Raw genomic sequence first — 22,843 nt, forward strand, 5'->3', positions numbered from 1 at the left:
CAAGGCAGATAAGACAATGAGCACCCTGCATCTTCCCATCTACATGGATTATTCCGCGACGACGCCGGTGGATCCGCGCGTCGTCGACAAGATGATTCCGTACCTGCGCGAGCACTTCGGCAATCCGGCTTCGCGCAGTCACCCGTTCGGCTGGGAAGCTGAAAAGGCCGTCGAGACGGCGCGTGAGCAAGTTGCCGCGCTGGTGAACGCGGACCCGCGCGAAATCGTCTGGACCTCGGGTGCGACCGAGTCGAACAACCTGGCGATCAAGGGTGCGGCGCACTTCTACAGCAGTAAGGGCAAGCACATCATCACCGTCAAGACCGAGCACAAGGCTGTGCTCGACACGACGCGTGAACTGGAGCGGCAAGGCTTTGAGGTGACGTATCTGGACGTGCAGGACAACGGCCTCATCGACATCGACGCCTTCAAGCAGGCCATCCGCCCGGACACCATCCTGGCGTCGGTAATGATGGTCAACAACGAGATCGGCGTCATTCAGGACATCGAGCAGATCGGCGAGATCTGCCGCGAGAAGGGCGTGATCTTCCACGTCGATGCCGCACAGGCCACGGGCAAGGTGGTGATCGACCTGCAGAAGCTGAAGGTCGACCTGATGTCGTTCTCGGCACACAAGACGTACGGTCCGAAGGGCATTGGCGCACTGTACGTGCGTCGCAAGCCGCGTATCCGCATCGAAGCGCAGATGCACGGCGGCGGCCACGAGCGCGGCATGCGTTCGGGCACGCTGGCCACGCATCAGATCGTCGGCATGGGTGAGGCCTTCCGCATTGCCAAGGAAGAGATGGCGACCGAGAACGAGCGTATCCGCATGCTGCGCGATCGCCTCTATCGCGGTCTCAACACGATGGAAGAGGTGTACGTGAACGGCGACATGGAGCATCGTGTGCCGCACAACCTCAATATCAGCTTCAATTTCGTGGAAGGCGAGTCGCTGATCATGGCGATCAAGGATGTCGCCGTGTCGTCGGGCTCGGCCTGCACTTCGGCCTCGCTGGAGCCGTCGTATGTGCTGCGCGCCCTGGGCCGCAACGACGAACTGGCACACAGCTCGATCCGCTTCACGGTGGGCCGGTTCACCACCGAGCAGGAAGTCGACTACGTGATCGAGCTGCTCAAGAACAAGATCGGCAAGCTGCGCGACCTGTCCCCGCTGTGGGAGATGTACAAGGACGGCGTGGACCTGAACAGCATTCAATGGGCGGCGCACTGAGCGCGGCGTTTGAGAACAACGGCGCCCCCGCGCCAGCCAACGATTGAAAGAGGTGTGATATGTCTTACAGCAACAAGGTTCTGGATCATTACGAAAACCCGCGCAACGTCGGCTCGTTCGAAAAGGGCGACGATACGGTCGGTACCGGCATGGTCGGCGCGCCGGCCTGCGGCGACGTGATGAAGTTGCAGATCAAGGTCAACGAGCAGGGCGTGATCGAAGACGCAAAGTTCAAGACCTACGGCTGCGGCTCGGCCATCGCCTCGTCGTCGCTGGTGACGGAGTGGGTGAAGGGAAAGACGCTGGATCAGGCGCTGGAGATCCGCAACACGGCCATCGCTGAAGAGCTGGCCCTGCCGCCGGTCAAGATCCACTGCTCGATCCTGGCTGAAGACGCCATCAAGGCAGCGGTTGCCGACTACAAGGAAAAGCACGGCACGGCCGAGCAGAAGGCGGCCTGAGGCCGATCGACACGAGAGGACGTCGCATGATCACCCTCACAGACAAGGCTGCGCAGCACGTCTCACGTTACCTTGCCCGCCGCGGCAAGGGCCTGGGGCTGCGCGTCGGCGTAAAGACGACCGGTTGCTCCGGTTTGGCGTACAAGCTCGAGTATGTCGACGAGATCGCTTCCGAAGACCAGGTCTTCGAATCCAACGGCATCAAAGTGATCGTCGATCCGAAGAGCCTGCCCTACATCGATGGCACCGAACTGGATTACGCACGCGAAGGGCTGAACGAAGGCTTCCGCTTCAACAACCCGAACGTGAAGGACGAGTGCGGCTGCGGCGAGTCGTTCCGCGTGTGAGCGGGGCAGCTTGAAGCAGTCGATTGTCGGTTTCGAGCGGGACGAGGAGGGCCATTGGGTCGCCCGTCTCGCTTGCGGACACGGGCAGCACATGCGCCATGATCCGCCCTGGCAGTTGCGGCCCTGGACAGAAACCGAGGGCGGGCGTGCCAGCAAGATCGGCGTGGTGGTGGAATGCCTGAAGTGCGATCGGGGTGAACCCGTCGAGTAGCAACACCGAGGCGGCGCGGCCGCTTTTTTTGTTCATGAACCCCAGCGATACGCATTTTTCCCTCTTCGGCCTGCCCGAGCACTTCGAGGTCGACGACGACGCACTGAATGCTGCGTACCGCACCGTGCAGTCGCAGGCGCACCCGGATCGCCATGCGCATGCCGGCGACGCTGAACGCCGGGTCGCCATGCAATGGGCCACGCGCGCCAACGAGGCCTATCAGACGCTTCGCGACCCGCTCAAGCGCGCGACCTATCTGCTGCACCTGCGTGGCATGGATGTGCAGGCGGAAAACAATACGGCCATGCCGCCGGCCTTCCTGATGCAGCAACTGGAGTGGCGCGAGTCGCTGGGCGATGCCAGGGCTGAACGCGACGTCGATGCACTGGACGCGTTGCTCGGCATGCTGCGCAAGGAAAAGCGCGCGCGGTATGCAGCGCTGGCCGGGCTGCTCAATGGCGCAGGCAACGACGCAGCAGCCGCTGATGCCGTACGCCAATTGATGTTCATCGAGAAGATCGAACGTGATACTGCCGAGGCCATTGACCGGCTGGAAGACTGAAACCCAGATTTTGTGACAACGGCGGGCTTGCCAAGACAGGCCGTCCACCCGCGCAATCGAGACACCTCCATGGCTTTACTGCAGATTTCCGAACCCGGCGAGTCGCCAGCACCCCACCAGCGCCGACTGGCGGTCGGCATAGATTTAGGGACCACCAATTCGTTGGTGGCAGCCGTGCGCAGCAGCGTGCCGGAAGTGTTGCCTGATGACCAGGGCCGTCCGCTGTTGCCCTCGGTGGTGCGCTATCTGCCGTCCGGCGGCGCGCACATTGGCTATAAGGCCCAGGCCGAGGCCGTGCGCGATCCGAAGAACACCATCGTCTCGGTCAAGCGTTTCATGGGCCGCGGCCTGAGGGATGTCGCCCACATCGAGAACACGCCGTACGACTTTGTCGACGCCCCCGGTATGGTGCAACTCAAGACCGTGGCAGGCGTGAAGAGCCCCGTGGAAGTGTCGGCCGAGATTCTGGCCACGCTGCGCCAGCGTGCGGAAGATACGTTGGGCGACGAGTTGGTCGGCGCTGTGATTACGGTGCCGGCGTATTTTGACGATGCCCAGCGCCAGGCCACCAAGGACGCCGCCAAGCTGGCCGGCCTGAATGTGCTGCGCCTGCTGAACGAACCCACCGCCGCAGCTATCGCCTATGGCCTGGACAATGCCGCTGAAGGTATTTATGCGGTCTACGACTTGGGCGGCGGTACGTTCGACATCTCCGTGCTCAAGCTCACCAAGGGCGTGTTCGAAGTGATGTCCACGGGCGGCGACTCTGCTCTCGGCGGGGACGATTTCGACCAGCGGATCGTCTGCTGGATCGTCGAACAGGCCGGCCTGCAGCCGCTGTCGGCCGAAGACACGCGCCTGCTGCTGAACAAGGCGCGCGCGGCCAAGGAGTGGCTGTCCACTGCCGATAGCACCGAGGTGGATGCGATGCTCTCCAGCGGAGAGACCGTGCATCTCGTGCTCACCGCCGAAACCTTTGCAGACCTGACGGCAAACCTCGTGCAGAAGACGCTGGCGCCGGTGCGCCGCGCGTTGCGCGATGCGGGCGTGACGGTCGAAGAGGTCAAGGGCGTGGTGCTGGTCGGGGGGGCGACGCGCATGCCTATCATCCGCCGTGCCGTCGGCCAATTGTTTGGCCAGACGCCGCTCACGAACCTCGATCCCGACCAGGTGGTTGCCATCGGTGCGGCCATGCAGGCCAACTTGCTGGCCGGTAACCGTGCGCCGGGCGAAGACTGGCTGCTGCTCGACGTGATCCCGCTGTCGCTGGGCGTTGAGACGATGGGCGGCCTTGTCGAGAAGATCATCCCGCGCAACAGCACGATTCCTGTCGCGCGCGCGCAGGAGTTCACCACGTTCAAGGACGGCCAGACCGCCATGGCCATCCACGTGTTGCAGGGCGAACGCGAGTTGGCCGGCGATTGCCGGTCGCTCGCCCGCTTCGAGTTGCGCGGCATCCCGCCGATGGTGGCCGGCGCCGCACGCATTCGCGTGACGTATCAGGTCGATGCCGATGGCTTGCTGTCGGTCTCGGCGCGTGAAACCGTTTCCGGCGTTGAAGCGTCGATCACCGTGAAACCGTCGTACGGTCTGGGCGACGATGACATCGCGCGCATGCTGCAGGAAGGGTTCCAGTCCGCCGAAGACGACATGCGCCGGCGTGCCCTCGCCGAAGAGCGTGTGGAAGGCGAGCGCCTGCTCGAAGCACTGTCGCATGCGCTGGAAGCCGACGGTGACCTGCTCTCGGCGGAAGAGCGCAACGCCATCGACACCGAAATGGCGGCGGTGCGCTCCACCATGCAGGGTGAAGACCACCGCGCCATCAAAGACGCCGTGGACGCGCTCTCCCGCGGTACCGACGACTTCGCCGCGCGCCGCATGGATCGCAGCATTCGCAATGCGCTCGCCGGCAAACGCATCGAGGAGCTCGGCTGATCGCTGTCGCCGTGCCCATCCACCTTTCATCGAACGAGTTTTTCATGCCACAAATCGTCGTCCTTCCCCACGTCGAATACTGCCCGGAAGGGGCTGTGATCGAAGCCAAGACCGGCACGAGCATCTGCGATGCGCTGCTGGATGCCGATATCGAGATCGAGCATGCCTGCGAGAAATCGTGCGCTTGCACCACCTGCCACGTGATCGTGCGTGAGGGCTTCGACTCGCTGGAAGAGGCCTCCGAGAAGGAAGAAGATCTGCTCGACAAAGCCTGGGGCCTGGAGCCGAATTCGCGCCTGTCTTGCCAGGCCAAGGTGGCCGACGAGGACCTGACGATCGAGATTCCCAAGTACACGATCAACCACGCCAAGGAAAACCACTGACCCGGCACGGCCGTCGGTGGACAGGGAGCCCATCATGAAATGGAACGATATCCAGCAAATTGCCGAAGCGCTGTACGACAAGTACCCAGACGATGATCCGACGCGCTTGAACTTTGTCGACCTGCATAACAAGGTCGTCACGCTGGAAGGCTTTGACGACGACCACAAGCGTGGCGGCGAGAAGTTTCTCGAAGCCATCCAGCAAGCCTGGATCGACGAAGCGGAATAAACGCGTAGCCTCCAACGCGTACGCATGAAAAAACCGGCCCGAGGGCCGGTTTTTCTTTTGGGTCGAAGGCGACGGCGGATTAACCAGCCACCAGCGTACCGTTCTCGATATGGACGCGTTCGCCTGCCTGGAAGCCCGGGGCAGCCTTGTACGTGAAGCTGCGGTTCGTACCGTTGTCCATGCGCACGTTCACACGGTATTGGGTGTCGCGGCTGTAGTAGTTCTCCGCCACATGGCCGCCGTAACCGCCTGCCACCGCGCCGCCGACCGTCGCAAGCGTACGGCCATTGCCGCGGCCAATCTGGTTACCCAGCAGCCCGCCCACCACAGCGCCACCGATCATGCCCAGGCCAGTTTCCCTGCCTTGCGTGGTGATGGGGGTGACAGACGTCACATGGCCGGCATAGGGGCTGGCCGACTGACGCGGCTGGGTTTGCGCATAGCTCCGGCTCGTCGACGGTGCGCGTTCCGCGTAGTACGGCTCGCGAGCTCGCGTTGGAGCGGGCGCCACGTTCTGTGCCGGATACGGAGCCGCGTGATTTGGCTGTGTCGTTTGACCCGGTGCAGCCAGCGCCAGCGGGGCTGAAGCGCCCGGCATGGCCGCTGCCGATTGCGCGGCGACATTCGGGTCGTTGCTGCCCTGCGTTGCCTTCGAGGTCGGCAGCACGCCGGTGATGGCGGCCACAGCGGTCAGGCTGGCGATGATCACGGCCACAGCCGCCGTGGTCATCAGCGGATGCATCCGTCGTGACGACGACGGCACCTGACCCGGCGAGGTGCCACCGTATTGTTGACCTTGGTTCGGTTGGATGTTGTTCGTCATCTTCGTTCTCCTGCGGCCCGTGATTGGTTCGTTGTTCGGCCCTTCGATGATCACAGTGTGGTCCATCGCCCAAACGGATGCCGTTTTAATTTGTAAGCATCTGTACTCCAATTTTTCTATTGAAAATCAGATACTTGGCGGTATTTGATACACGTTGTCAAAGCGAGGCGATGTTACAAATGGCAGGGTAGGCGCGGGATTTGCCGATGCGCGGGCAACAAAAAACGCCCCCGAAGGGGCGTTTCTTTATAGGGGAAGCTAAGCCGATCAGTCTTCCCGGCGCAGGTGCGGGAAAAGGATCACGTCGCGGATGTTCGGGCTGTCGGTGAGCAGCATCACCAGGCGGTCGATGCCGATGCCGCAGCCGCCGGTCGGAGGCATGCCGTATTCCAATGCGCGGATGTAGTCGGCGTCATAGAACATGGCTTCTTCGTCGCCGGCGTCCTTCTGTTCGACCTGCTTGCGGAAGCGCTCGGCTTGGTCTTCCGGGTCATTCAGTTCGGAGAAGCCGTTGGCGATTTCGCGGCCGGTGATGAACAGCTCGAAGCGCTCGGTGATGCCCGGCAGCGTGTCGGAGCCGCGCGCCAGCGGCGACACTTCGACCGGGTAGTCGATGATGAACGTCGGCTCCCACAGTTGCGACTCGGCGGTTTCTTCAAACAGCACGAGCTGCAGCGTGCCAACGCCGGCGTTCAGGAATTGCGGCGCGTTCGTGTCGATCTTGAACTTCTTCAGCTCGGCGCGCAGAAAGTCGACATCGGCAAGTTGCGCGTCGGTGTATTGCGGCGCGTACTTCTGGATCGCCTGGCAGATGGTCAGGCGATGGAACGGCTTGGCCAGATCCAGCTCGCGGCCCTGGTAGGTGAGCGTGGCGGTGCCCGAGGCGTCGATCGCAGCTTGGCGGATCAACTGCTCGGTGAAGTCCATCAGCCAGCGGTAGTCCGTGTAGGCCGCGTAGAACTCCATCATCGTGAACTCGGGGTTGTGTCGCGGAGACACGCCCTCGTTACGGAAGTTGCGGTTGATCTCGTACACACGCTCGAAACCGCCCACGATCAGGCGCTTGAGGTACAGCTCCGGCGCGATGCGCAGGAACATCTGCATGTCCAGCGCATTGTGGTGCGTGATGAACGGCTTGGCTGCCGCGCCGCCCGGGATCGGATGCAGCATCGGCGTCTCGACTTCCATGAAACCGTTGCCGGCCATGAAGTTGCGCAGCGAGGCCATGGCCTTGGTGCGGGCGCGGAACGTGTCGCGCGTTTCCTTCGAGACGATGAGATCGACGTAGCGCTGGCGATACTTCTGTTCCTGATCGGCCAGGCCGTAGTAGTCGCCCGGCAGCGGACGCAGGCTCTTCGAGAGCAGGCGCAGCTCCGTCACAGCCACAGACAGTTCGCCGGTCTTCGTCTTCATCAGCGTGCCGCGCGCAGCCACGATGTCGCCCAGGTCCCACTTCTTGAAGCTGGCGTAGACGTCTTCGCCCACTGCATCGCGGCTGATGTAGAACTGGATGCGGTCGGTGCTGTCCTGCACGGTGGCAAAGCTGGCCTTGCCCATCACGCGCTTGAGCATCATGCGGCCGGCGATGGCCACTTGCACCGGTTCGGCTTCGAACGCAGCCTGTTCCAACTCGCGGTATTTCGCTTGCAGATCACCGGCATGGTGCGTCGGGCGGAAATCATTGGGAAACGCGACGCCTTGCTGGCGGATCTCGGCAAGCTTCTCGCGGCGCTCGGCGATGATCTTGTTGTCGTCCTGCGCCGGCACGGCGGCCGCGGTATTCGATTCGGCCGGGTTGTTCTGTTCGGTCATGATGGTGAGGAGAGGAATGTCGGTTCAGGCGATGTTGCGCAGGTCGTCCAGCTCGGTCGCGCCAAAGTCGGGGCGGACGAGGTAGGCGGCGATGCGCGCAGCGGCGTCTTGCGGCGAGACCAGCTCGCCATGCGCGTGCAGATCGCGGAAGCGCTGCACGCCGGCAAAGTCGGCGCCACGGATGGTGCGTTGCATGTCGGTGTCGATCACGCCTGGGGCAAGCGCCACGGCGCGCACACTGGCGTCGCCATCGGCGTTGATGGCGCGCACGAACATGTCGAGCCCCGCCTTACCCGTGCAATACGCAGCCCAACCGGCGATCGGCCGGCGTGCTGCGCCCGACGAGATCGCCAGCACGCGGCGCTGCGCGTTCCACTCGGCGGTGCCACGCAGCAGGGCAGCGGTCAGCGCCATCGGGCCGGCCAGGTTCAGCTGCAGGTGCGGCAGCAGCGTATCGGCACGCAGCGTGTCGATGGTGCCAATCGGCTCGACCGCGCCGGCGTTGAGCACCAGCGTCACGTTGGCAAAGGCGGGCAGGGCGGCAAGCGTCTTGGTCATCCACGCCTCGGCGGCATGCGCGTCGGACAGGTCGACCTGGTGCCAGTCGAGTGTCACGCCGGCGGCTGCCGCCTGCGCGCGCAATTCGGCGTTATCGCCGCGTGCCACGCAGATCAGGCGGCGACCGGGCTGCATCAGCGCCTGGGCCAGCGCGGCGCCCAGGCCGCGCGAGGCACCGGTCAGGATGAACAGGGACGTGTCGGACATGGCAGTCGCTCGGGTGTGGCTCGGATCAGACGCCCTGCTTCAGGCTGGCTTGGATAAAGGGATCCAGGTCGCCGTCCAGCACCTTCTGCGTGTTGGAGATTTCCACGTTCGTGCGCAGATCCTTGATGCGGCTTTGGTCCAGCACGTAAGAGCGGATCTGATGGCCCCAGCCCACGTCCGTCTTGGCGGCTTCCTGTGCGTCGGCAGCGGCCTGACGCTTGCGCAGTTCGTGCTCGTACAGGCGCGACTTCAGCATCGTCATCGCTTCGGCACGGTTGCGGTGCTGCGACCGGTCGTTCTGGCACTGCACGACGATGCCGGTCGGAATGTGCGTAATCCGCACGGCCGAGTCGGTCTTGTTGATGTGCTGACCGCCCGCGCCCGAAGCGCGATACGTGTCGACACGCAGATCGGCCGGGTTGACCTCGATCTCGATCGAATCATCGACTTCCGGATACACGAAGATCGACGAGAACGATGTGTGGCGGCCGCCCGCCGAGTCGAACGGCGACTTGCGCACCAGGCGGTGCACGCCGGTCTCGGTGCGCAGGAAGCCAAACGCGTATTCGCCCTCGACCTTGATCGACGCGCTCTTGATGCCGGCCACGTCACCTTCAGACTCTTCCAGCACTTCGGTCTTGAAGCCCTTGCGCTCGCAGTACTTCAGGTACTGGCGCAGCAGCATCGACGCCCAGTCGCATGCTTCGGTGCCGCCGGCGCCGGCCTGGATGTCGATGAAGCAGTTGGCAGCGTCCATCGGGCCGGAGAACATGCGGCGGAATTCCATGTCTTCGACAATGGCGCGCATGCCCGCGGTGTCAGCCTCGATGGCTTCGATGGTGTCGTCGTCACCCTCCTCGCGGGCCAGCTCGAACAGCTCGGCGCCGCCGGTGAGGTCTTCGTCGAGCTTGGTCAGGGCCAGTACGACGGTTTCAAGCGACTTCTTTTCGCGACCCAGCTCCTGGGCGCGTTTGGGATCGTTCCAGACCTCGGGGTTCTCGAGTTCCTTGTCGACTTCAACTAGACGTTCAGATTTGACGTCGTAGTCAAAGATACCTCCGAAGGTCGTCGGCGCGCGACTTCAGGTCGGCCAACGTGTTCTGGACGGCATTGAGGCGTTCTGCTTCCATGGTGCAAAAATCCGGTCGGAAACCGGAAATTATAGCGGAATCAAGGGGTTTTCCGGCTGCGCTGCCGGGCAAAAGACGGGTATCGGAAGAGATTGATGCGCCTCGTCTGGCGCGCGGCGTCGCTTCGGTTAGCATGGCGCTCCATCTCCGTGGCTTTTGGCGCCGTCCCGATGATCATTCGCTCGCTGCTCGATACCGACCTGTACAAATTCACGATGATGCAGGTGGTCTTGCATCACTTTCCCGGTGCGCACGTTGAATATCGGTTCAAGTGCCGGAACCCAGGCGTCGACCTGGTGCCGTTCATTGACGAGATTCGCGCGGAAATCCGCCACCTGTGCACCCTGCGCTTTACCGATGCCGAGCTCGATTACCTGCGCGGCATGCGCTTCATCAAGAGCGATTTCGTCGATTTTCTCGGCCTGTTCCATCTCAACGAGAAGTACATCGAAGTGCGACCGGCGCCCAGCAATGATGGCCAGATCGAGATTGTCATCGCTGGACCATGGCTGCACACGATCCTGTTTGAGGTGCCCGTACTGGCCATCGTCAACGAGGTGTACTTCAGTCGCACGCAAACGCATCCGCAGTGGAAAGAGGGCAAGCGCAGGCTGACCGAGAAGCTGCGGTCGCTGATGCGTCCGGGTCTGGAAGACTGCCGCATTGCCGATTACGGCACGCGCCGCCGTTTTTCGCACACCTGGCACGAACATGTGCTCCTGGAGGCGCGCGCGCAACTGGGCGCCCAATACGCCGGCACCAGCAATGTGTACTTCGCGATGAAGCATGGCATGACGCCGCTTGGCACCATGGCGCATGAGTATCTGCAAGCCTGTCAGGCACTCGGCCCGCGCCTGCGCGATTCCCAGACCTTTGCCCTGGAAACCTGGGCCAAGGAGTACCGCGGCGATCTCGGCATCGCGCTCTCGGACACGTACGGCTTTGACGCCTTCCTGCGGGATTTCGACATGTTCTTCTGCAAGCTCTTCGACGGCGTGCGGCACGATTCCGGCGATCCGTTCGAATCGGGCGAGCGCATGCTCAAGCATTACGAAGATTTGCGCGTCGATCCGAAGTCGAAGGCCCTTATCTTTTCTGACAGCCTGGACATGCCCAAGGTCATCGGTTTGTATGAGCGCTTCCATGATCGCTGCAAACTGGCGTTCGGCGTGGGGACCAACCTCACCAACGATCTGGGCTACACGCCGCTGCAGATCGTCATCAAGATGGTCCGTTGCAACGGCCAGCCGGTGGCCAAGCTGTCGGATGCGCCCGAAAAGACCATGTGCGACGACCCGGCCTATCTCACGTATCTGAAGCAAGTCTTCGGCGTGCAATAGCCCGGGGTGCAATTGGGCTCACGCGGGCGTCGAATAAGTTTCACCGGCGCCGGACGATGGCCGCGCAGGCGGCTCGTATAATCGACCGATCTTTCGGAGCCGCCATGGACACACGACCGGATACCCCCGCCGACCCGCTCGATACGACCCGTGCACGCGATGCGATCTTCGCGCGCATCCGCAACGCGCAGCATCGCCCAGAGCAGCCGACGCCGGGCGAACATGACGCGGTAGCGGATTACCTGAAGCGCCATCCGGCCGGCCCGCGCCCTCCGATGCCGGACGATCTTGTCGCGCACTTCGCCGAGCAGGCATTGAAGATGGCGTCCACGCTCGATACCGTGGCCACGCTCGCGGAGGTGCCCGCTGCCGCGGCCCGGTATCTGGCGGGGTTGGGCCTCAAGCCGCAGGCTGTGGCCTGGACGACGCTGCAGCCGCTCGATTGGGCGGCGGCTGGCTTGGCCGTCGAGTTCCGGCCGCCGGTGCGCGAGCCGCATGCCGATCAGGAACACGGTGACCTCGTCGGCATTACCGGCTGCTTCTGCGCCATTGCGGAGACAGGCTCGCTGATGCTGCTGTCCGGGCCGGACAACGTGGCGTCCACGGCGCTGCTCCCGGAGACGCATATCGCCGTGGTGCCGCAGTCGCGCATCGTCGCCGGCCTCGAAGATGCCTACGCGCTGATGCGCGCGGAGCGAGGCGAGCTTCCCCGTGCCACCAACGTCATCAGCGGCCCGTCACGCACGGGCGATATCGAGCAGACCATCGTGCTCGGCGCGCATGGCCCATACCGTGTGCACGTGATCGTGGTGTCGGGCGCCTGACCGGCGAGCCATCGCCCGGGCCCCGGGCGTTTACACTGGCGTCTTTATCCGTGAGGCGCGCCTGGCTTCTCAGCGCGCCGATGCTAAGGAGAACGCCTGCGTGAAACGGCTCTGGCCCCTTGTCTTCCTGTTTGTCTGCGGTCTCGCACGCGCCGCCGATGTGAATGGCGCTGAGCTTCCGCTGTGGTGGGGCATGCCGTTCGCGGGCATTCTGCTGTCGATTGCCATGGCGCCGCTGGTGGTGCCGAGGCTCTGGCACGATCACTACGGCAAGATCGCGGCAGCCTGGGCACTTGCACTTCTGGTGCCCTTCGGCATCGGCTTCGGCACCGAGGCGGCTGTCGCCTCCGTCGTGCACGCCGCGCTTGCTGAATACATCCCCTTCATTGCGTTGATCGCGGCGCTGTACGTGGTGGCGGGCGGCATCTGCATTCGCGGCAACATCCATGGCACGCCCAGGCTCAACACGGGCCTGATCGCGCTGGGCACCGGCCTGGCCAGCATCATGGGGACGACGGGTGCGGCAATGCTGCTGATCCGGCCGCTGCTGCGCGCCAACGAGGCCCGGCGCCACCGGTCGCACGTCGTGGTGTTTTTCATTTTCCTGGTGGCGAATGCGGGTGGCGCGCTCACCCCGCTGGGCGATCCGCCGCTGTTCCTCGGCTTCCTGCAGGGTGTCGATTTTTTCTGGACCGCGCAGCATCTTTGGCGCCAGACGTTGACGATGTGGGTGTTGCTGCTCGTCCTCTTCTACATCCTCGACAGCTACCTCTATCACACGGGCAAGGAAGCGCTGCCCAACATCACCGACGCCACGCCCGATGAGGCAGGCCCGCTGCGCTTCGAAGGCAACGTCAACTTCGTGCTGCTCGCAGGCATCCTGGGGCTCGTGCTGATGAGCGGGCTGTGGAAGCCAGGCATCGTCTTCCACGTGATGGGTACCGAGGTGCTGCTGCAGAACGTGCTGCGCGACATCGGGCTGGTGTCGATTGCATGGCTGTCGCTCTGGGCGACGCCCGCCAGTGCGCGCGAGGGCAACGAATTCAACTGGGAGCCCATCCTGGAAGTCGGCAAGCTGTTCGCCGCCATCTTCATTACCATCGGACCCGTCATCGCCATGCTCAAGGCTGGCGTCGATGGGCCATTCGCGGCGGTTGTGCGTCTGGTCAACGATGGTGCCGGGCAGCCCAACAACGCGATGTACTTTTGGGCAACGGGGCTGCTGTCTTCCTTCCTCGATAACGCGCCCACGTATCTGGTCTTCTTCAACACGGCCGGCGGTGACGCGCGGATGCTGATGAGCGAGGGCGTCGCCACATTGGCAGCCATCTCTGCCGGCGCCGTGTTCATGGGCGCCACCACCTACATCGGCAACGCTCCCAACCTGATGGTCAAGGCAATTGCTGAAAGCCGTGGCCTGCAGATGCCGAGCTTCTTCGGCTACATGCTGTGGTCGGTGGGCATCCTTGTCCCGATCTTTGTCTTGATGACGTTTGTCTTTTTCCGCTAACTGAACGGTGTTGGAACGTATGAAACCCGGAATCCTCGTGACGCGCGCGCTGTTTCCTGAGGTGCTGGAGCGCCTGCGCGAGACCTTCGATGTGATCGACAACCAGGCCGACGTGACGTATCCACCTGAAGCGCTTGCCGAGCGTCTGCAGGGGCGCGTAGGCCTGCTGGCCAATGCAGCGGATACCATCAACGCAGACTTGATCGCCCGTGTGCCGACGCTGCGCGCGGTTGCAAACATGGCGGTCGGCTACAACAACCTGGATCTGCCGGCGATGACACGCGCTGGCATTCTGGCCACGAATACACCCGATATCCTCACCGAGACGACTGCCGACTTCGGCTGGGCGTTGCTCATGGCCGCCGCGCGCCGTGTGCCGGAATCGGAACGCTGGCTGCGCGCTGGGCAGTGGAAGCGGTGGACATACGATATGTTTCTCGGCGCCGAGGTGTATGGCAGTACGTTGGGCATCCTGGGGATGGGCCGTATCGGGCAAGCCTTGGCGCGGCGCGCGAGCGGGTTCTCGATGCGCGTGATCTATCACAACCGCAGCCGGCTCGTGCCGGAAGTCGAGCAGGAGACGCGCGCAACCTACGTCAGCAAGGAAGCGCTGCTGAAGCAGTCGGACCACCTCGTGCTGGTGCTGCCGTATTCTGCGTCCAGCCACCACGCCATTGGTGCGGCGGAGCTGGCGCAGATGAAGCCGACCGCCACATTGGTCAACCTCGCGCGCGGCGGTATCGTGGACGACGCGGCCCTGGCGCAGGCGCTGGCAGAAAAGCGTATCTTCGCAGCGGGCCTCGATGTCTATGAAGGCGAACCCCATGTGCATCCGGACTTGCTGGAAGCGGAGCATGTCGCACTGACGCCGCACATTGCGAGCGCCACGCATGGCACGCGCCTGGGCATGGCCAACCTGGCCGCCGACAACCTGATCGCTGCGCTCGGCTTTGGTCCGCATGCCGGTCAGCCGCCCAATTTGTTGAACCCAGATGCGCTGGCAGTGCGGCGCACGTCTGCCTGACCGGATTCTCTTATGGACTGGATCGCATTATTCACGCTGCTGGGCGTGGCCCTGGTGGTCGTGCTGTGTGTGTTGATCTGGCGCGGCGTGTCGCGCGGCCAGATGAATGACCTATCACCGATGCTGGCACCGCTGCGCGACGAACTGACTCGCGGCAATGAACGCATCGAGCGCGAGCTGCGCGCGGAAATCGCCGAGACGGCGCGCATCGGTCGCAGCGATGTCACACAACAGCTCGGCCAGTTTCAGCAGGTGCTGGCCACGCAGCTCACAAGTGTCGCCACGCTGCAGAACAACCAGATCGACACGTTTGCCCAGCAGCTCACCAAGCTGACGGAGACGAACACCCAGCAGCTCGAAGCCGTGCGGCAAAGCCTGCAGCAACAGGCGCAGCAGGCGCGCGAAGAGCAGGGCAACGCGCTGCGCCGGTTCGGCGAGGCGATGCAACAGCAGCTCGCCCAACTGGCCGAAGGCAACGAGCGCCGCCTGGCGGAAGTGCGCGCCACGCTCGAGCAGAAGCTCAAGGACATCGAAGCCAACAACGCCACCAAGCTCGACGAGATGCGTCGCACCGTCGATGAGAAGCTCCATGCCACGCTGGAGCAGCGGCTGGGCGAATCCTTCAAGCTGGTATCTGAGCGGCTTGAGCAGGTGCATCGCGGCCTGGGTGAAATGCAGGCGCTGGCGCAGGGCGTGGGCGATCTGAAGAAGGTGTTGACCAATGTGAAGACCCGCGGCACCTGGGGCGAGGTTCAGCTTGAGATGCTGCTGGAGCAGATGCTGATCCCCGAGCAATACGACAAGAACGTCGAGACCGTGCGCGGAACCGGCGCACGCGTTGAATTCGCTATCCGCCTGCCGGGCAAGACCGATGCCGATCACGAAGCGACGGTGTGGCTGCCGATCGATGCCAAGTTTCCGAAGGAGCAATACGAACGCCTGCTGGATGCACAGGAACGTGCGGATGCCGAAGCCGCCGCGGCCGCCAGCCGTGAACTCGAAGTCGCGGTGCGCAAGGAAGCCCAGACCATCCACGAAAAATACATCGCGCCACCTGCCACGACCGACTTCGCGATCCTCTTCCTGCCGACCGAAGGCCTTTACGCCGAGGTCCTGCGCCGCTCCGGCCTGACGGATGAGTTGCAGCGCAAATTCCGCGTGACCATCGCAGGGCCGACCACGCTCACGGCGATCCTGAACAGCCTGCAGATGGGTTTCCGCACCTTGGCGCTGGAGAAGCGTTCCAGCGAAGTGTGGCAGGTACTCGGCGCGGTGAAGAGCGAGTTCGGCAAGTTCGGCGACGTGCTGGCTGCGACCAAGAAGACGCTGGAACGCGCCGTCAGCAATATCGAGCAGGCCGAGGTGCGCACACGTCAGATGAACCGCAAGCTCAAGGCCGTGGAAGCGTTACCGAGTGAGGCTGCCCAGAGCGTGCTGGGGCTGGAAACAGCCTTGCCGCAGGAGGATGAGACCGAGGTCGAGTAGGCGGCCCGTTGGTATCCGTCAAAGAAAAGGGGCGGAAGACTCCGCCCCTGCTTCGTGGATCGCCGGTGAGCTATCAGGCTTCTTCCGGCACGTCACGCAGAACGATCTCGATTCCGCCGAAGCGCGCAGCGACCCAGTTGTATGCGCGGCACGCGAGCCACAGCGCGCCAAAGCCGACCAGCGCATTCAGGATCAGGCCGCTGAGCACGACCACTGTCGGCAGTTCGCCGTAGCGGACAAAGCCGACGAAGAAGAACAACCCTACGACCGGCAGCGAAAAACACAAATACACCAACACCAGCGCACGCGCGGTGTGGGCCGGGTGAAGATAGGCAATCTCCTTGGTCATCATGGCATTACTCAAGCTCAGGCAAATCCGAAACGATCAAACTGGCGCAAAGTGTAGCGAATCGACCGAGGCGCCGATACCCGCGCCCGGCAGGTGACGCAAAAAACCGACAGCACGCTTCCACGATGTGTCCGCAACGCGTCCGAAGGTCGCGGCGGCCATGCCGCGCCGCCGATGCGGTCACTAGATCAAGCCATCGAACAGGATCACCTGCACGGCGTCGCCCGCGTTGACCTGGCCTTGCTCATGCGCGAGCACGACAAAGCAGTTTGCCTCGCTCATGGAGCGCAGCACCCCCGAACCCTGCTGGCCGGTCAGGCGCACTTCCAACTGGCCCTGGCTGTTCAGGGTCGCGATGGCGCGCTGGTATTCCGTGCGGCCCGGGCGCTTGCGAATGGGCGCGGCGCTCACCGCCGGCACCAGCGGCGCACCGGCTTCGGCGGCACCCATCATGCGCAGCAGCGCGCCGCGCACGAAGTGATAGAACGTCACCATCACCGCCACCGGATTGCCCGGTAGGCCAAACAGGAAGGCGCTGCGGCCGTTCGACGTGATCCGGCCGAAGGCCATCGGACGGCCCGGGCGCATGGCAATCTTCCAGAATGTCACGTCGCCCAGCTTGGCCATCGTCTGCTTGGTGAAATCCGCCTCGCCGACGGAGACGCCGCCGGAGGTGATGATCGCGTCGGCGTTTTCCGCGGCGGTGCGGAAAGCCGCTTCCAGCGCGGCCGGGTCGTCGCGCACGACGCCCATGTCGATCAGTTCCACCCCCAGCCGCGAGAGCATGCCGTGCAGCGTGTAGCGGTTCGAGTCGTAGACGCAGCCGGCTTCGAGCGGCTCGCCGATGGAGCGCAGTTCATCGCCGGTGGAGAAGAACGCCACACGCAGCCTGCGGCGCACCGGCACTTCAGCGATGCCCAGGGAGGCGAGCAGCCCGATGTCCGCCGGGCGCAAGATGCGGCCCGCGGCAAGTGCCGCGCTGCCCTTGGCGAGGTCCTCGCCACGCAGGCGGCGGTTGTCGCCAGCGCGCACGGCATCACGCGCAAACCGGACCGTAGTGGTGTCGCCTTGTGTGAATTCCTGTGGGATGACGGTATCGCAGCCCGCGGGCATCACGGCACCGGTCATGACGCGTACGGTTTCGCCGGCGCCCGGTGCCCCGTCGAACGCGACGCCCGCGTATGCCGTCCCGACCACGCGCAGTGTCACATCACCCTCGCCGCGTGCGAGTTCGGCGCTTGCAAAGGCGAACCCGTCCATCGCCGAGTTGTCGTGCGAGGGAACGTCGATGGACGACAGCACGTCTTCGGCCAGCACACGGTCGAGCGCACTGCGGATGGGTACGCACGCGAAGCCGCTCACCGGTTGCACGAAGTCGCGCATGATGGCCTGGGCCTGCGCGACGGGCAGTGCGTTGGGGTCGTAGTCGGACAGGCAGGAGACGACGGAGGCGAGGGTGGTCATGTCGTGGGTGAGGGAATCGGCGGCGCGCTAGTGGCGCTTCGCCAAGTGCTGCAGTTCTTCCAGCGTGTTGATGTTGGCGAACGCGGCGCTGTCGTCAAACAGCACGTCGACCGAGGGGTGGCGTGCCGTCCAGGTTTCGATTTTGCGCCCGCCGCCTTGCAGGTAGGCGTTCAGGTCGTCGGCCAGGCGGACATCGATCAGACAGAATACCGGCTGCACCTGTCGGCGTGGTTGACCCTGCTCATCCACCGCCATCGTCACCGGCATGGCGATGCGCGCGTTCGCATCCTCCAAGGCGCGCGCAAGCCGGAGGGCAAGGTCGGTCGGTACGAACGGTGAATCGCACGGGGCGGTCAGCAGGTAGCGTGTCTGGCATTGCTCCAGCCCGGCCAGGATGCCCGCCAGCGGGCCTGCGAAATCCGGCACGGAATCGATCACCACCGGCACGCCGAACGATTCGTACGCGGCCAGATTGCGATTGGCGTTGATGAGCACGTGGTCAACCTGTGGCGAGAGGCGCATCAGCGTATGCATTGCCATCGGGGCGCCGCGAAACGTCTGCAAGCCCTTGTCGACGCCGCCCATGCGGCTGCCCCGGCCGCCGGCCAGGATCAGGCCGGTAATGTCGGATGTTGGAATCATGTGGAGTCGAGGAGGGTGGCCGTCAGCCACCGATGTAGGACATTTCGATGCGCCGTCCGACCGGCTGGGCCTGGCCGCTGGCGCGCAGTTCGGAGTAGCGGTCGGTGCGGCCCTGCCAGACGGCGCGGATCGCGTTGGAGAGTTCAAGATCGCTTGCGCCGCCGCGCAGCAGGGTACGCAGGTCAAAACCCTCGGTCGCAAAGAGGCAGAGATACAGCTTGCCTTCGGTCGACAGGCGCGCGCGCGTGCAATCGCGGCAAAATGCCTGCGTCACACTGGAGATCACGCCGATCTCGCCCGCGCCATCAAGGTAACGCCAACGCTCAGCGGTCTCGCCGCTGTAGTTGGCTGATGCGGGCTCGAGTGCGAATTCCGCCGCCAGGCGCTGAATGACCTCCGCCGACGGAATGACCGAGCGCATATCCCAATGGTTGGTCGTGCCGACATCCATGTACTCGATAAACCGCACGATGATGCCGGTGCCCCGGAAGTGGCGTGCCATCGGCACGATCTGGTCATCGTTGTCGCCTTTCTTGACGACCATGTTGACCTTCAGCGGGGCCAGGCCCACTTGTTGAGCGACCTCGATGCCATGCAGCACTTCGCTCACGGCAAAGTCGACATCGTTCATGCGGCGGAAAGTCGCGTCGTCGATCCCGTCCAAACTGACCGTAACGCGGGTGAGGCCCGCGTCTTTGAGCGATTGCGCCTTGCGGGCAAGTAGTGCGCCGTTGGTTGTCAGCGTGAGGTCCAGCGGCTTGCCTTCGGCCGTGGTCAGGCGTGCCAGCATCTCGACCAGGCGCTCGATGTCCTTGCGCAGGAGCGGTTCGCCGCCCGTCAGCCGGATCTTTTCGACACCGTGCTCGATGAACAGCCGCGCCATGCGTTCGATCTCTTCAAACGACAGCAGCTCGGAATGCCGAAGGAAGCGATAGTCCTTGTCGAACACATCCTTTGGCATGCAATAGACACAGCGGAAGTTGCAGCGGTCCGTCACCGAAATGCGGAGGTCGTGCAGGCGACGGCCGTGCGTGTCGGCGAGCCAACCCTGCGCGGGGACGAGCGTGTCCGGCACGGTCGGCACCGTGGCGCGGTGGTGTTGGCCATCGCGCAGGTCGTAGAGGGGGATCACGGTTTCGGTCATGGCGTGGTGCGGTGCGTCAATCCACAGAGCCGGACTGTGCGGTCGATACAGCTTTGAGTGTAACGCAGCCCCCGATCCTTACGGGCAGCATGGTTTCAGCCACGCTCTCGCGCGCACAGGAAAAAGGGCGGCCGAAGCCGCCCTCCTGAACTGCATCGGCGGCAACCCGCCCGTGTATTACTTACTGCTGGTCGGCGCCACCTGACGGCCGGCCGGTTTCAACCAGGATCATCGGACCCTGCTGAATCGGCGGCAACGGCTTGCGCTCGCGCGGCACGCGCTGCGGCGTGATGGTACGGGCAGCCTCTTCCTGCGCGGCTTGCAGTTTCTGTGCGTCCGTGTGGACCCACGTCATGCCGGCCTCGTTCAGCACGCCCTGCAACGTCTCCATCGGCAGCGGCGAAGCCTTGGCAACCGCGCTGACGGGTGCCGGCACTTCGGCCAAGGCTGTCACGACCGCTTCTTGTGCCACTTCCTCGGCGGGCGCTGTGGCCAGCGCCGGCTCGGTCTGCTGCACGGTCGGCATGGCAGAAACCGGCGCCACAGCTTCGGCTGCGTGTACCGGCTCATGGATGACCGGTGCCGGGCTTTCGACAGGCACCTGCGGGGTAGCCTGCACCGGTTCGGTCACGGAGGCAGTCATCTCGGGCTCTGCATGCACGTCGGCGACGGCTTCGTCTGCACTTTCGATGGCTTCAGTGGCTTCGGCCTCGCCTTCCGCACGCACGCCTTCCGCACCTTCACGGTCACGGCGATAGCGGTTACGACCGCGGCGGCCACGACGACGGCGTTCTTCGCCTTCGCCATTGCCTTCTGCGCTGGGGGCAATGCCTTCCACAACCGCTGTTTCCGACGGGGCGGCCGTATCAAGCAGCGTCGGCTGCGGCACTTGCGTTGCGGCGGTTTGATCAATCAGGCCCTCTGCAGCGACTGACGCAGCTTCCTTGCCTTGCTGATCGCGCTCGCGAGCTTCGCGTGGTTCACGATTCTCGCGTGGCTCGCGGCTCTCGCGCGGCTGGCGCTCACGGCGTTGTTCCGGGTTACGCTCGCGGCGGCCTTGGCCTTCGCCGCGGGCTTCCTGGCCTTGCTGGGGCAGACGAGCCTCTGCGGTTTCGCGTGCAGCACCCTCCACCTGGGCCGGCTGGCGGTTGCGATCACGGTTGCCGCGCTGACCGTCACGTTGACCTTCGCGCTGGCCCTGTTGCTGACCTTCGCGGATTTCGTTGCGCTCACGGCCCTGGCGGTTGCCATCCCGGCCGTTCTGACCCTGACCTTGGCGCTCGCCGCGTTCACCGCGCTGGCCACGGCCACCACGATCCTGACGATTGCCTCGGCCTTGGCGGCTGCCTTCTTCAGCACGTTGCTTCGGCGTTTCGACAGGCGCTGCCACCACTGGCTCGGCCGGCTTGGCGCCAAACAGCGATTTCAGCCACGAAACAAAACCACGTTGTGCGGGTACTGGAGCGGGTGCCTGCGCAGCCGGTACGGCTTCCGTGCGGGCCGGACGCTCAGCACGCGGCACCGACACCGGCGCCGGTTGGTCCGGCGTGATGCCCTTGACGGCGGCTTCCTGGCGCGGCTTGGCAGCTTCCTTGCGGGTGCTGTACGCGGTGTCGGCTTCCAGTTCCTTGGCGGCCTCTTCGGCCATCTTGTAGCTGGCCTTGTCGTCGTCCAGGCGCGGATCGTCGTGGCGCAGGCGCTCCAGCTTGTAGTGCGGCGTCTCCAGATGCTTGTTCGGGATCAGCAGCACGTTGACCTTGAAGCGCGTCTCGATCAGGTTGATGTCCGGGCGCTTCTCGTTGAGCAGGAACGCAGCCACTTCCACCGGCACCTGGCAGTGGATCGCGGCGGTGTTTTCCTTCATCGCCTCTTCCTGGATGATGCGCAGCACCTGCAGGGCAGACGATTCGGTATCGCGAATGTGGCCCGTGCCGTTACAGCGCGGGCAAGTGACGTGCGAGCCTTCCGACAGCGACGGACGCAGGCGCTGGCGCGACAACTCCATCAGGCCGAAACGGCTGATCTTGCCCATCTGCACGCGGGCGCGGTCGTGGCGCAGCGCGTCTTTCAGGCGGGTTTCGACGTCCTTCTGGGCCTTGCTCGACTCCATGTCGATGAAGTCGATCACGATCAGACCGCCCAAGTCACGCAGGCGGAGCTGACGAGCGATTTCATCGGCAGCCTCAAGGTTGGTGCGCGCTGCGGTTTCCTCGATATCGGCGCCCTTGGTGGCGCGCGCCGAGTTCACGTCAATGGCGACGAGCGCCTCGGTGTGGTCGATCACGATGGCGCCACCCGAGGGCAGCATGACCATACGCGAGTACGCCGATTCAATCTGGTGTTCGATCTGGAAGCGCGAGAACAGGGGAACGTCGTCGCGGTACTTTTTCACCCGATTCATGTTGTCGGGCATCACCACGCTCATGAAAGCGCGGGCCTGATCGTAGATGTCGTCCGTATCGATCAGGATTTCGCCGATATCCGGCTGGAAGTAATCGCGAATCGCGCGAATCACCAGGCTGGATTCGAGATAGATCAGCAGCGGAGCCTTGTTGTCGACGGCAGCGCCATCAACGGCCTTCCACAGCTGCATCAGGTAGTTCAAGTCCCACTGCAGCTCTTCGGCCGAGCGGCCGATGCCGGCGGTGCGGGCGATGATGCTCATGCCGTCCGGCACTTCCAGTTGCGCCATCGTCTCGCGCAGTTCCTGGCGGTCTTCACCCTCGATACGCCGCGACACGCCACCGCCTCGCGGGTTGTTCGGCATCAGCACCAGGTAGCGGCCGGCCAGCGAGATGAACGTGGTCAGGGCCGCGCCCTTGTTGCCGCGCTCTTCCTTCTCAACCTGAACGATCAGTTCCTGGCCTTCGGACAGAGCGTCCTGGATGCGTGCGGTGCGCACGTCCACGCCGTTCTTGAAGTAGGCGCGGGCGACTTCCTTGAAGGGGAGAAAACCGTGCCGCTCTTCGCCGTAGTTGACGAAGCAGGCTTCCAGCGACGGTTCGATGCGGGTGATGACACCCTTGTAGATATTGCCTTTGCGCTGTTCGCGCCCGGCGGTTTCGATGTCGATGTCGATGAGTTTCTGACCATCGACAATGGCGACGCGCAGTTCTTCTTGCTGCGTCGCATTGAACAACATGCGTTTCATTGCAACCTCACTCCAATG

General features: G+C 63.8%; 22 protein-coding genes. 13 read left to right on the forward strand and 9 right to left on the reverse strand.

Features of this window, described 5'->3' with window-relative positions; genetic code table 11:
- The first annotated feature begins 16 nt into the window (after nt 1-16).
- The 8 genes from R2N03_RS19580 to iscX all read left to right on the forward strand — a co-directional run bounded on the left by R2N03_RS19580 (nt 17) and on the right by iscX (nt 5,362).
- Nucleotides 17-1,234, forward strand: coding sequence for an IscS subfamily cysteine desulfurase (locus R2N03_RS19580; protein ID WP_316659531.1), 1,218 nt, complete (start codon nt 17-19; stop codon nt 1,232-1,234).
- Between the two features lie 59 nt (nt 1,235-1,293).
- Nucleotides 1,294-1,695, forward strand: coding sequence for a Fe-S cluster assembly scaffold IscU (gene iscU, locus R2N03_RS19585; protein ID WP_316659532.1), 402 nt, complete (start codon nt 1,294-1,296; stop codon nt 1,693-1,695).
- A gap of 26 nt (nt 1,696-1,721) precedes the next feature.
- The gene (gene iscA, locus R2N03_RS19590; RefSeq protein ID WP_316659533.1) at nt 1,722-2,042 is read left to right on the forward strand and encodes an iron-sulfur cluster assembly protein IscA; all 321 of its coding nucleotides are present in this window, start codon (nt 1,722-1,724) and stop codon (nt 2,040-2,042) included.
- Nucleotides 2,043-2,052: 10 nt separating this feature from the next.
- Entirely contained in the window at nt 2,053-2,253 is a 201-nt protein-coding gene (locus R2N03_RS19595) for a DUF3565 domain-containing protein (RefSeq protein ID WP_316659534.1), read from the forward strand.
- 34 nt (nt 2,254-2,287) lie between these two features.
- Entirely contained in the window at nt 2,288-2,815 is a 528-nt protein-coding gene (gene hscB / locus R2N03_RS19600; RefSeq protein ID WP_316659535.1) for a Fe-S protein assembly co-chaperone HscB, read from the forward strand.
- Between the two features lie 69 nt (nt 2,816-2,884).
- Nucleotides 2,885-4,750, forward strand: coding sequence for a Fe-S protein assembly chaperone HscA (hscA, locus tag R2N03_RS19605; RefSeq protein WP_316659537.1), 1,866 nt, complete (start codon nt 2,885-2,887; stop codon nt 4,748-4,750).
- Nucleotides 4,751-4,794: 44 nt separating this feature from the next.
- Nucleotides 4,795-5,133: an ISC system 2Fe-2S type ferredoxin gene (gene fdx / locus R2N03_RS19610; protein ID WP_316659538.1), complete on the forward strand. Its 339-nt coding sequence runs from the start codon at nt 4,795-4,797 to the stop codon at nt 5,131-5,133.
- A gap of 34 nt (nt 5,134-5,167) precedes the next feature.
- On the forward strand, nt 5,168-5,362 hold the full coding sequence (gene iscX / locus R2N03_RS19615; protein WP_316659539.1) for a Fe-S cluster assembly protein IscX: 195 nt from the start codon (nt 5,168-5,170) through the stop codon (nt 5,360-5,362).
- A 79-nt stretch (nt 5,363-5,441) separates the two neighbouring features.
- Here iscX and R2N03_RS19620 read toward each other — a convergent pair whose 3' ends face one another.
- The 4 genes from R2N03_RS19620 to prfB all read right to left on the reverse strand — a co-directional run bounded on the left by R2N03_RS19620 (nt 5,442) and on the right by prfB (nt 9,892).
- A complete protein-coding gene (locus tag R2N03_RS19620; protein WP_316659540.1) occupies nt 5,442-6,185 on the reverse strand; it encodes a glycine zipper 2TM domain-containing protein in 744 nt (247 codons plus the stop codon).
- A gap of 267 nt (nt 6,186-6,452) precedes the next feature.
- A complete protein-coding gene (lysS, locus tag R2N03_RS19625; protein ID WP_316659541.1) occupies nt 6,453-7,997 on the reverse strand; it encodes a lysine--tRNA ligase in 1,545 nt (514 codons plus the stop codon).
- 24 nt (nt 7,998-8,021) lie between these two features.
- Complete coding sequence (locus R2N03_RS19630; RefSeq protein ID WP_316659542.1) at nt 8,022-8,762, reverse strand: SDR family oxidoreductase; 741 nt, start codon at nt 8,760-8,762, stop codon at nt 8,022-8,024.
- A gap of 25 nt (nt 8,763-8,787) precedes the next feature.
- Nucleotides 8,788-9,892 (reverse strand): peptide chain release factor 2 gene (gene prfB / locus R2N03_RS19635; protein ID WP_139219361.1). Its coding sequence is split into 2 segments (ribosomal slippage): nt 8,788-9,810 and nt 9,812-9,892, totalling 1,104 coding nucleotides; the frame shifts between segments, so codons are not numbered across the junction.
- A gap of 170 nt (nt 9,893-10,062) precedes the next feature.
- Between prfB and pncB the strand changes: the two genes are divergently transcribed.
- The 5 genes from pncB (at nt 10,063) to R2N03_RS19660 (ending at nt 16,075) form a co-directional block, all read left to right on the forward strand.
- Complete coding sequence (gene pncB, locus R2N03_RS19640; RefSeq protein ID WP_316659545.1) at nt 10,063-11,232, forward strand: nicotinate phosphoribosyltransferase; 1,170 nt, start codon at nt 10,063-10,065, stop codon at nt 11,230-11,232.
- A 104-nt stretch (nt 11,233-11,336) separates the two neighbouring features.
- Nucleotides 11,337-12,056, forward strand: a complete 720-nt coding sequence (locus R2N03_RS19645; protein ID WP_316659546.1) for a LutC/YkgG family protein — start codon at nt 11,337-11,339, stop codon at nt 12,054-12,056.
- 100 nt (nt 12,057-12,156) lie between these two features.
- Nucleotides 12,157-13,566 carry a sodium:proton antiporter gene (locus tag R2N03_RS19650; RefSeq protein WP_316659547.1) on the forward strand — a complete coding sequence of 470 codons (1,410 nt, stop codon included), beginning with the start codon at nt 12,157-12,159 and terminating at the stop codon, nt 13,564-13,566.
- A gap of 19 nt (nt 13,567-13,585) precedes the next feature.
- Nucleotides 13,586-14,590: a 2-hydroxyacid dehydrogenase gene (locus tag R2N03_RS19655; RefSeq protein WP_316659549.1), complete on the forward strand. Its 1,005-nt coding sequence runs from the start codon at nt 13,586-13,588 to the stop codon at nt 14,588-14,590.
- A gap of 12 nt (nt 14,591-14,602) precedes the next feature.
- Nucleotides 14,603-16,075, forward strand: a complete 1,473-nt coding sequence (locus R2N03_RS19660; RefSeq protein WP_316659550.1) for a DNA recombination protein RmuC — start codon at nt 14,603-14,605, stop codon at nt 16,073-16,075.
- Between the two features lie 73 nt (nt 16,076-16,148).
- Here the strand turns inward: R2N03_RS19660 and R2N03_RS19665 are convergent, their stop codons facing one another.
- The 5 genes from R2N03_RS19665 to R2N03_RS19685 all read right to left on the reverse strand — a co-directional run bounded on the left by R2N03_RS19665 (nt 16,149) and on the right by R2N03_RS19685 (nt 22,825).
- The gene (locus R2N03_RS19665; RefSeq protein ID WP_045786446.1) at nt 16,149-16,427 is read right to left on the reverse strand and encodes a hypothetical protein; all 279 of its coding nucleotides are present in this window, start codon (nt 16,425-16,427) and stop codon (nt 16,149-16,151) included.
- A 180-nt stretch (nt 16,428-16,607) separates the two neighbouring features.
- Entirely contained in the window at nt 16,608-17,888 is a 1,281-nt protein-coding gene (gene moeA / locus R2N03_RS19670) for a molybdopterin molybdotransferase MoeA (protein ID WP_316659554.1), read from the reverse strand.
- Nucleotides 17,889-17,915: 27 nt separating this feature from the next.
- The gene (mobA, locus tag R2N03_RS19675; RefSeq protein ID WP_316659555.1) at nt 17,916-18,530 is read right to left on the reverse strand and encodes a molybdenum cofactor guanylyltransferase MobA; all 615 of its coding nucleotides are present in this window, start codon (nt 18,528-18,530) and stop codon (nt 17,916-17,918) included.
- A gap of 22 nt (nt 18,531-18,552) precedes the next feature.
- Nucleotides 18,553-19,674 carry a GTP 3',8-cyclase MoaA gene (gene moaA, locus R2N03_RS19680; RefSeq protein ID WP_316659556.1) on the reverse strand — a complete coding sequence of 374 codons (1,122 nt, stop codon included), beginning with the start codon at nt 19,672-19,674 and terminating at the stop codon, nt 18,553-18,555.
- A gap of 181 nt (nt 19,675-19,855) precedes the next feature.
- Nucleotides 19,856-22,825 (reverse strand): Rne/Rng family ribonuclease, encoded by a 2,970-nt coding sequence (locus R2N03_RS19685; protein ID WP_316659557.1) that lies wholly within the window; start codon nt 22,823-22,825, stop codon nt 19,856-19,858.
- Nucleotides 22,826-22,843 lie beyond the last annotated feature (18 nt).

Origin of the sequence: Ralstonia condita (assembly GCF_958405655.1) — a bacterium.
Classification (GTDB): Bacteria; Pseudomonadota; Gammaproteobacteria; order Burkholderiales; family Burkholderiaceae; genus Ralstonia; species Ralstonia condita.